Origin of the sequence: Flavonifractor plautii ATCC 29863, assembly GCF_000239295.1 — a bacterium.
GTDB classification, from domain to species: domain Bacteria; phylum Bacillota; class Clostridia; order Oscillospirales; family Oscillospiraceae; genus Flavonifractor; species Flavonifractor plautii.
In genome coordinates, this window is sequence record NZ_JH417738.1 from 22,837 (window position 1) to 30,718 (window position 7,882).

General features: G+C 62.9%; 9 protein-coding genes. 1 reads left to right on the top strand and 8 read right to left on the bottom strand.

What is annotated here, in order from left to right; translation table 11 throughout:
- Positions 1 to 432: 432 nt before the first annotated feature.
- Positions 433 to 600: a ribbon-helix-helix domain-containing protein gene (locus HMPREF0372_RS19115; protein ID WP_007490671.1), complete on the bottom strand. Its 168-nt coding sequence runs from the start codon at positions 598 to 600 to the stop codon at positions 433 to 435.
- A gap of 103 nt (positions 601 to 703) precedes the next feature.
- Between HMPREF0372_RS19115 and HMPREF0372_RS08095 the strand changes: the two genes are divergently transcribed.
- Positions 704 to 883 (top strand): hypothetical protein, encoded by a 180-nt coding sequence (locus HMPREF0372_RS08095; protein ID WP_007490673.1) that lies wholly within the window; start codon positions 704 to 706, stop codon positions 881 to 883.
- Positions 884 to 902: 19 nt separating this feature from the next.
- Here HMPREF0372_RS08095 and HMPREF0372_RS08100 read toward each other — a convergent pair whose 3' ends face one another.
- From HMPREF0372_RS08100 to HMPREF0372_RS08130, 7 genes are all read right to left on the bottom strand, one after another.
- Positions 903 to 2,639, bottom strand: a complete 1,737-nt coding sequence (locus HMPREF0372_RS08100; RefSeq protein WP_007490676.1) for a sensor histidine kinase — start codon at positions 2,637 to 2,639, stop codon at positions 903 to 905.
- Between the two features lie 247 nt (positions 2,640 to 2,886).
- On the bottom strand, positions 2,887 to 3,555 hold the full coding sequence (locus tag HMPREF0372_RS08105; protein ID WP_007490678.1) for a response regulator transcription factor: 669 nt from the start codon (positions 3,553 to 3,555) through the stop codon (positions 2,887 to 2,889).
- A 12-nt stretch (positions 3,556 to 3,567) separates the two neighbouring features.
- Complete coding sequence (gene phoU, locus HMPREF0372_RS08110) at positions 3,568 to 4,212, bottom strand: phosphate signaling complex protein PhoU (protein ID WP_007490679.1); 645 nt, start codon at positions 4,210 to 4,212, stop codon at positions 3,568 to 3,570.
- A 12-nt stretch (positions 4,213 to 4,224) separates the two neighbouring features.
- Entirely contained in the window at positions 4,225 to 4,986 is a 762-nt protein-coding gene (gene pstB / locus HMPREF0372_RS08115) for a phosphate ABC transporter ATP-binding protein PstB (protein WP_007490681.1), read from the bottom strand.
- Between the two features lie 12 nt (positions 4,987 to 4,998).
- The gene (pstA, locus tag HMPREF0372_RS08120) at positions 4,999 to 5,865 is read right to left on the bottom strand and encodes a phosphate ABC transporter permease PstA (protein WP_007490683.1); all 867 of its coding nucleotides are present in this window, start codon (positions 5,863 to 5,865) and stop codon (positions 4,999 to 5,001) included.
- Positions 5,866 to 5,874: 9 nt separating this feature from the next.
- Positions 5,875 to 6,741, bottom strand: coding sequence for a phosphate ABC transporter permease subunit PstC (gene pstC / locus HMPREF0372_RS08125; protein WP_007490685.1), 867 nt, complete (start codon positions 6,739 to 6,741; stop codon positions 5,875 to 5,877).
- Between the two features lie 85 nt (positions 6,742 to 6,826).
- Positions 6,827 to 7,702 carry a phosphate ABC transporter substrate-binding protein gene (locus HMPREF0372_RS08130; RefSeq protein WP_009259079.1) on the bottom strand — a complete coding sequence of 292 codons (876 nt, stop codon included), beginning with the start codon at positions 7,700 to 7,702 and terminating at the stop codon, positions 6,827 to 6,829.
- Positions 7,703 to 7,882 lie beyond the last annotated feature (180 nt).

A 7,882-nucleotide genomic window follows, 5' to 3' on the forward strand; every position in this document is an offset into this window, starting at 1 on the left:
GCCCGCGGGCGGCCATAAAGGCCGCCCCTACAAGTGTGCTGAATGGAAGGTATGGCAGAGAAAGACAGGCCGCCGGAAGACCACCAAGAGAACAGCCTGGGGGAAGTTCCAAGAAGGGGGAATCGCAATTCCCCCTTCTTGGCCGTTTCAAGGGGTGGATTGTTAAGGCGGGGGAAATCGGAATCCCCCGCCTTAACTGGCTCTTTCGCCCCTTTCTGGCCACTCAGAAAGGGGCCCGCCGGAGGCATGACAAGAAAACAGATACGAAAAAGGTTCCCATGGAAGGCGTTTCAGCCCGGAATAAGGCGGGCCGATGTGGGCATCGGCCCCTACTGAGCCGCGAATGCACAGGCCAATAGGTGCAAGAGAGGTCGCCCTGGGGCGTCAGCCCCTACGCAAAATGCCGGGAATCGAAAAAGGACGGCTGAACTGTCAGCCGTCCTTTTTTTCATATTTCTTTAAAAGATCTTCAATTGCCTCATCCAGAAGCCGAGATTTTGGAACACGGGTCTTTTTGGAGAGCGCATTCAATGGCTCAACCAATTTGTTGTCAAGAGAAGATATAAACTTCTTACGATTTACCAAAACAGATTCAGCCATTTAAATACCTCCTATATAGGTACTATAACATTACCACTTTTTTTAAACAAGTGGGTTGCATATGGTGACCTAATGGTATATATTATGTAAGGAGGTGATTGCAATGGACGGGGAAAAGACCTGTGAAACCTGCCGACATTTTCGCCGGCACTATGTAAAAAGGGGGCGGAATTGGTACATACCCATCAAGCTGGGCCACTGCGGAGAACCCCGCATCCGGTACAAGCAGACGGATACGCCCGCCTGCCACCGCTACTCCGAGGCGCAGAAAAAGGGCGGCTGAATGTTCAGCCGCCCTTTTTTCAGGCGTTGTCCTTGGCCAGGGGGAGGGTCACGGTGAAGGTGGAGCCCTTGCCCACCGCGCTCTCCAGCGTCAGGGTGCCGCCGTAGAGCTGGACGATGTGTTTGACGATGGCCAGCCCCAGGCCGGTGCCGCCGTTCTTGCGGGCGCGGCCCTTGTCCACCCGGTAGAACCGCTCAAAGACGCGGCTCTGGGCCTCGGGGGGGATGCCGATGCCGGTGTCGGACACGGCGATGACGGCCTGCCCGTCCCGGACGGAGACGGCGGTGTGGACGGTGCCGCCGGGCTCATTGTACTTGATGCCGTTGCCCACCAGGTTGAGCAGCAGCTCCTTGAGCCGCCCCTGGGGAACGGCCACAGTAGCGGGACCGCCGTCTACGGAGAGGGTGACCTCCGCGGCCTTGGCGGTGGGGGTGAGGAAAGCGGCGGTGTCCCGGGCGATGGTGAGCACGTCGGAGCGCTCCTCGCTCTGGGGGATGGTGACCGACTCCAGCTCAGAGAGCTTGAGAATGTCGTTGATGAGGTCGATGAGCCGGTCCACCTCCACGCCGATCATGGTGATGAAGCGCTTCTGATCCTCGGGAGAGGCCACCATGCCGGAGGCCAGCATGTCGGTGAAGCCCTTGATGGAGGTGAGGGGGGTCTTGAGCTCGTGGGAGACGTTGGCGGTGAACTCGCTGCGGATGCCCTCGGCCTTCTTGAGCTCGGTGACATCGGAGATGAGGATGGACGTGCCCACGGCCTGCCCCTCATACTGGCGGCCGGAGACGGGGGAGATAAACAGGCGCAGGCTCTGGGCGTCCTCGGTGAGGGCATCCACGTCCAGCACCACGGAGGAGTGGCGGACGCGGGATTCCTGAATGGCCTCCCGCAGGCGGCGGCTGCGGGTGAGGAGCAGGGCGCCGTCGTCCTCCTCCCCCTCGGGAAAGCCAAACAGGGTGCGGGCCGCCCGGTTGATGGCCAGCACGTTGCCCGCCTCGTCCAGCAGGATCAGCCCCTCGTCCATGCAGTCCAGGATGAGGCCCACCTTGTCCCGCTCTGCGGTGATGGACTGGATATAGCCGCCCAGGCGCTCCATCAGCTTGTCAATGTAGCGCAGGATGGGGCGCAGCTCGTCGTCGGCCTGGTAGTCCTCCAGCCCGGAGGCGCGGGTGCCGTCCAGCACGCTCTGGAGGGCGCTGCCCACGGCGCTGAGTGGGGCCACCACCCGGTTGGCGGTGCGGCGGGCCAGAATCAGGGCCAGCAGCAGTCCGGCCGCCGAGGCGATGAGGAAACCCCATACGCCGTTCCACACTAGGCTGTCGATGGAGGACAGGGGCATGGAGGCCCGGCCCACCATGCCGTCGGCAAAGCGCTTGGACACGTAGAGCATGGAGGTGCCCAGGGTTTCGGAGTGGCGCACCGCCTCGCCCCAGCCGGTGGCGGCGGCCTGCTCCACCTCGGGGCGGCTGTTGTGGTCCTCCAGCGTCTGGGGGTTGGCCTCGGTGTCAGCCAGAACGGTGCCGTCGGTGTCGATGATGGTCAGCCGCTTGTCCGGCGCGGCGGCGTGGAACTGCTGGGCCAGGCCGTCGGGATCGGTGATGGCGCTCTGAGCGTCCATCAGCACCAGCAGCTCCTGAAGGGTGTTGCGGGCGGCGTCCATCTCCCGGCTGCGGAACAGGAGCACGCCCACTAGGTTGGATATGAGCAGGGCGCACACCACGGTGATGAGTGTGGCGCCGATGATGCGTTTTTTCACTGGTCAGACCTCCCAATCGGGTGTTTCCTGCGGGGCCGCCTCGCAGTGCTTCACCCGCCCCGCGGGTGAAAAGAAATCAGAACGTCCGAAGGCGAATTTACTGCATAGCCGTTGGCGGCTTTGCTGCCTTACGGATATGGTGTGCCCCTTGCGGCTACTTCGCCGGAGGACACAGTTGCCCACTCCGCCGCCGCCCGGCCGGCGCGGCGGCCGCGTATTCAGGGGGGATGCAACCCCCTGGAGGCCGTCAGACCATTTTATATCCCACGCCCCGGACAGTGGTGATGATGTCCTCGCCCAGCTTTTGGCGCAGGGCCTTGACGTGCATATCCACGGTGCGGGTCTCGCCGGTGTAGTCGTAGTCCCAGACGGCCTGGAGAATCTCGTCCCGGGTGAGGGCCACGCCCCGGCGGGAAAACAGGAGCTTGAGCAGCTCAAACTCCTTGTAGGTCAGCTCCACCGGCTTTCCGGCCTTGTGTACCTCCCGGGCGGCGGGGTCCAGTTCCACGTCCCCCCAGGTGAGTACCCGGTCGCCCCGGCGCTCGGTGCGGCGGAGCACCGCCTTGACCCGGGCCTGGAGCTCCATGATGCCGAAGGGCTTCACCACATAGTCGTCGGCGCCGTTTTCCAGGCCGGCCACCCGGTCCATCTCGGCGGAGCGGGCGGTGAGCATGATCACGGGTACGTCGGCAGTGTCCCGCCCCTCCCGCAGGCGGCGGAGAATCTCCAGCCCGTCCATGCCGGGGAGCATGATGTCCAGGATGTAAAGGGCGGGCAGGCCGAGGCCCTCCTCGCCGGCAAAGAGGGCCTCGCCGGACTCGTAGGCCCGGACGGCGTAGCCCACCGATTGAAAATAATAGCGGAGCATCTCACGGATACTCTCGTCGTCCTCCACGACCGCAATGGCCTTGGACATGGGGACACCTCCTTACCCGAGAATTTCGCCGGTCACACAGAAGATGGCCCACTGGGCGATGTTCACCGCGTGATCCGCGATGCGCTCCAGGTACTTGGCGATAATGATGAGGTCGATGGCCTGGTCGGCCTCGTCCCGGTTGCCCGCAATGAGCTCCACCAGCTCCCCCTTGATGGTGCGGAAGAGGGCGTCCACCTCGTCGTCCAGGGCAATGACAGCCTGGGCGGCCTCGGTGTCCCGGTTGACGTAGGCGAAGATGGAGCGTTTGACCATCACGCCGGCCTTCTGGCTCATGGTGCGGATGTCGGCCAGGGTGCGGGTCTGCTTCTGCTCCTTGAGCAGCAGGGAGATCTCGGCGATGTTGGCGCACTGGTCGCCGATGCGCTGTAGATCGGTGACCATTTTCATGGCCGCCGAGATGGTGCGCAGATCCCGGGCCACGGGCTGCTGCTGGAGGAGCAGGCGCAGGCAGCGGTTCTCAATGTCCCGCTCCATCTGGTCCATGCTGCGGGTCATCTCCACGGCGGACTTGGCCGCCGCGTCGTCGCCGGAGGCCAGGGACTCGGTGACCACGTCGATGGCGTCCTCTGCCGCCGCCGCCATGTCGATCATTTCATAGTTGAGCTCCTGGAGCTCCGCGTCAAAGGTCTTTCTCATGGGGCCTCCTTTTTAACCAAACCGCCCGGTGATGTAATCCTCGGTGCGCTTGTCCCTGGGCATGGAGAAGAGCTGGGTAGTGTCCCCAAACTCAATGAGCTGGCCCAGCAGGAAAAAGGCGCACTTGTCGGACACGCGGGTGGCCTGCTGCATATTGTGGGTGACGATAACAATGGTATAGTTCTGCTTCAGATCGGCAATCAGATCCTCGATTTTGGAGGTGGAGATGGGGTCCAGGGCGGAGGTAGCCTCATCCATCAGCAGGATGTCGGGCTCCACGGCCAGGGCGCGGGCGATGCACAGCCGCTGCTGCTGGCCGCCGGACAGGCCCAGGGCCGACTTCTTGAGGCGGTCCTTTACCTCGTCCCAGATGGCCGCGCCCTGAAGGGACTTCTCCACGATGTCGTCCAGCCTGCTCTTGCTCTTGATGCCGTGGGTGCGGGGACCGTAGGCCACGTTGTCATAGATGGACATGGGGAAGGGGTTGGGCTTCTGGAACACCATGCCGATCTGCTTGCGCAGCCAGGTTACGTCCACATTGGGGGCATAGATCTCCTGCCCCCGGTACTGCACCGAGCCGGTGATCTTGATGCCGGGCACCAGGTCGTTCATGCGGTCCAGTGTCTTGAGAAAGGTAGACTTGCCGCAGCCGGAGGGGCCGATGAGGGCGGTCACCTGCTTTTCGGGGATATCCATGCTCACGCCCTTCAGGGCCTGGGTGGGGCCGTACCAGAGGTCAAGGCCCTTGGCGGAGAGGATGATGTTTTCGTCCATGGTAAGGGCTCCTTATTTTTTCTTTAATGTTCTGCCCACCAGCTTGGCGCTGAGGTTGATGACCAGGGTGAGCAGCATCAGAATGGCCGCGATGGCAAAGGCAACGTCGAACTCAGCCCGCTCACGGGCGTACACATACAGGGCCACGGTGAGGGAGGCGCCGGAGGAGTGGATGAAGTTGCCCACCGAGCCGAAAAAGTTGTTCAGGCTCATGCCCATGCCCGCGGTGAAGAGCAGGGCGGCCGACTCGCCCACAATGCGGCCGATGGCCAGAATACAGCCCGTCACGATGCCGTCCACTGAGGAGGGGAGCACCACGGTGCGAATCATATGCCACTTGCCCGCGCCCAAGCCCAGGGCCGCCTCCCGGAAGGACTGAGGGACGGTCTTGAGGGACTCCTGGGTGGTGCGGATGATGGTTGGGATGGTGACGATCACCAGAGTCAGCGAGCCGGCCAGCAGGGAAGCCTGAAGCCCCAGAAGCTGGCAGAAAAAGAGCATGCCCACCAGGCCGAAGATGATGGAGGGGATGCCGGTGAGGGTCTCGGTGGCAAACTCGATGGCGGCCACCAGGCGGCGGTTGCGGGCGTACTCGGTGAGGTAGATGGCCGCGCCGACCCCCAGGGGCAGGGTGATGATCAGGGTGACCCCCACGAGATAGACTGTGTTGAGGATATTGGGCAGGATGCCGATGGTGTCCTTGATGAAGCTGGGCTGGGTGCTGAGGAACTGCCAGGTGACATGGGGCAGGCCCTTGAAGAAGATATAGCCGATGATGAAGAGCAGCAGGGCGCAGGTCAGGGCGGCGCAGAAGTAGAGGAGAAAGCGGAGAATCCGGTCATAGGCTCTGCGCCGGCCGGAAAGAGGCTTCATTTCCATATCAGTATATCACCCCTTCTTCCGCTTGAGAAGCGTATTGAGAACAATATTGATGAGCATGATGAAGAGAAAGAGAACCAGGGCGATGGAGAACAGGGCCTGCCGTTGCAGGCCGGAGGCGTAGGCCATCTCGCTGGACACGGCGGTGGTGAGGAAGCGGACGGACTGGAAGAGACCGGGCATGTTGGCCACATTGCCCGCCACCATGATGACCGCCATGGCTTCGCCGATGGCCCGGCCGATGCCCAGCACGATAGAGGCGGCGATGCCACTGGAGGCGGCCGGGACGCTCACCCGGAACACGGTCTCGATATGGGTGGCGCCCAGGGCCAGCGAGGCCTCCTCGTACTCCTTGGGCACCGCCTTGAGGGCAGTCTCGGATACGGAGATGATGGAGGGCAGAATCATGACGGCCAGCACCAGAATGGCGCAGAACAGGCTGGCGCCGTCGGGCAGGTGGAAGGCCACCCGCACCGCAGGCACCAGAACCATCATGCCGATGAGACCGTACACCACGGAAGGGATGCCCGCCAGCAGATCCACTGCCGGGCGCACCAGGCTGGCCAGACGGGGAGGCGCTACCTTGGCCAGGAACACTGCGGTCATGAAGCCCACCGGTACGCCCAGGACAATGGCCCCGGCGGTGCCGTAGATGGAGGTAAGGATGAAGGGCAGTATGCCGAACTTGGGCTCGGCGGCGGTGGAGGCCCACTCGGTGCCGAAGAGGAAGTCCACCAGCCCGATCTCGCGGATGGCGGGCAGGCCGGACACGATCAGGTAGATACTGATGAAGAGGACAAAGACGACCGCGATCAGACCGCAGACAAAAAACAGGAGGTTCATAAAGACTTCCAGCGGTCGGAGCTTCTGTTTCATGGCAAATAACCGGCCTTTCGTAATGGTGTAATCATGCCGAATGCCCCCTCGGGCTCGAGGGGGCGATCCGGAAGAGAGGGACGGATTACTCGGCTACCGGCACAGCGCCGGCGCCGGCGATCAGGTCGGAGGCATCGGCGGAGGTGGCGAAGTCCACGAACGCCTGGGCAGCCTCGGAGAGCGGGGTGCTGTCACTGACGATGAAGTTGAAGTTGCGCTGGATGGCGTAGCTGCCGTCCAGAACGGTCTCCTCCGTGGGTTCCACGCCGCCCACGGTGATGGCCTTCACGGTCTCGTCCACGGCGGACAGGGAGGCGTAGCCGATGGCGTTGGGGTTGGAGGCCACGGCGGCGATCACCTCGCCGGTGGAGGTCAGCTCATTCTGGTACTTGCAGGCGTCCTTGGTGCCGGTGATGGACTCGAAGCCGTCGCGGGTGCCGGAGCCGGCCTCACGGCCCATGAAGACCACCTGGCCGTCCGTGCCGCCCACGTCGGCCCAGTTGGTGATCTCGCCGGTGGCGAGCTGGGCGATCTGCTCCACGCTGAGGTCGGCCACGGGGTTGTTGGGGTTGACGATGATGGCGATGCCGTCCTTGGCCACGGTGATGGCCTTGACGCCGGTTTCGTCATCCTTCAGGTCGCGGGAGGCCAGGCCGATGTCGCAGGTGCCGTCCTGGGCGCCGGTGACGCCGGCGCTGGAACCGGAGCCGGTGTAGTTCACCGTGATGCCGGGCTGCACCTCCTTAAAGCCCTCGGTCAGGTAGCCCATCACGCTCTCCATGGAGGTGGAGCCGTTGGTGTTGACGGTGCCGCTCAGGGCTGCGGTGGATTCCTGTGAGGGGGTCTCGCTGCCGCCGGCGGCGGGAGTATTGACGGGATCGTTATTGCCGCTGCCGCAGCCGGCCAGCAGGCCGACGCACAGGGCGGCGGAGAGCATCAGAGCAAGGGTTCTCTTTTTCATGACATTCATTCTCCAATCATGCATCGTTTTGGTTGCCTTCGGGAACGGTTATCAGTATACAGACGGATTGTAAAGTTGTCCTTCAACGAATTGTAAAGAGTGTGTAAAGCCGCTCTCCCTCATAGGATTCCCGGCTTTACAAAAATGGATACCAAAAAAGCGGCCGCCCGTCGGGCGGCC

What these genes read in the sequence shown, in the direction of transcription:
- pstC (WP_007490685.1), bottom strand. Translation starts at nt 6,741, where the DNA reads ATGAAACAGAAGCTCCGACCGCTGGAAGTCTTTATGAACCTCCTGTTT.
- HMPREF0372_RS19115 (WP_007490671.1), bottom strand. Translation starts at nt 600, where the DNA reads ATGGCTGAATCTGTTTTGGTAAATCGTAAGAAGTTTATATCTTCTCTT.
- HMPREF0372_RS08105 (WP_007490678.1), bottom strand. Translation starts at nt 3,555, where the DNA reads ATGTCCAAGGCCATTGCGGTCGTGGAGGACGACGAGAGTATCCGTGAG.
- phoU (WP_007490679.1), bottom strand. Translation starts at nt 4,212, where the DNA reads ATGAGAAAGACCTTTGACGCGGAGCTCCAGGAGCTCAACTATGAAATG.
- HMPREF0372_RS08130 (WP_009259079.1), bottom strand. Translation starts at nt 7,702, where the DNA reads ATGAAAAAGAGAACCCTTGCTCTGATGCTCTCCGCCGCCCTGTGCGTC.
- HMPREF0372_RS08095 (WP_007490673.1), top strand. Translation starts at nt 704, where the DNA reads ATGGACGGGGAAAAGACCTGTGAAACCTGCCGACATTTTCGCCGGCAC.
- pstB (WP_007490681.1), bottom strand. Translation starts at nt 4,986, where the DNA reads ATGGACGAAAACATCATCCTCTCCGCCAAGGGCCTTGACCTCTGGTAC.
- pstA (WP_007490683.1), bottom strand. Translation starts at nt 5,865, where the DNA reads ATGGAAATGAAGCCTCTTTCCGGCCGGCGCAGAGCCTATGACCGGATT.